Source organism: Psychrobacter sp. 1Y4 (genome assembly GCF_051847555.1).
On record NZ_JBPYDE010000396.1, the window covers coordinates 1 to 798 of the forward strand.

A 798-nucleotide genomic window follows, 5' to 3' on the forward strand; every position below is an offset into this window, starting at 1 on the left:
TTTGAGCTTATCAGCGTCAAAACTCTGTACGCCGATAGACAATCGATTGATGCCAACCTCTAGATACTGAGCAAATGGCGCATGCTCGAGTGTCCCTGGATTGGCCTCCATCGTAATCTCGATGTCCTCTGCAAATTCAAAACATGACCGCAAACCAGAGAAAAGTCGCTGATACTGAGCAATTGGCAATAGTGATGGTGTGCCACCGCCAATAAATATTGAGCTGATTTGACGCCCTTGCGCCAATGACTGTTGCATATTGGCATCCAGAAGGAGCGCATCGACATAATCATCATACATAGACAACTGACTGTCTATAGGAAGCTCATGCGAGTTGAAATCGCAGTAAGGACATTTTTTCACACACCACGGGATATGGATATAGAGCGACAGTGGGATGCTCGTCACCTCTACAACGCTAGTCTCTGTCATCTTTTCTGTGAGTTGAAACGTATCAAGGTTATTTGGCGAGCTATCAGCATTCATTTTGGGCATAAATAAACTTATTGTGTAATGGGCAATAATGATCAGTATCAAAAGTATCGCTAGGATAACGGCTAGATGATATAAAGAAAAGCCTCACTAACGTAAAACTATTAACAAAGCCACGCATAAAGCCACATACAAATCCCCTATTCACTATGGTAACTTGCAGGCAGTATATAAAGAGACTATTAACAGTACAGCATCCAAAGCGCAGCGCTGTATTCAGAATATAACCATTACATTTATGGCGCGCTTGAAATCTGCTTAATAAGAAACGCACCCTGACAATGTGAAATATTAAATGTAAACATG

At 41.7% G+C, this 798-nt stretch carries 1 protein-coding gene; it reads right to left on the minus strand.

Annotated elements, in window-relative coordinates; all coding sequences use genetic code 11:
* Positions 1 to 432 (minus strand): radical SAM protein (locus tag ACS8FC_RS16560; RefSeq protein WP_439297582.1); only part of this gene is annotated, 432 nt, incomplete at its 3' end.
* Between the last annotated feature and the right edge of the window lie 366 nt (positions 433 to 798).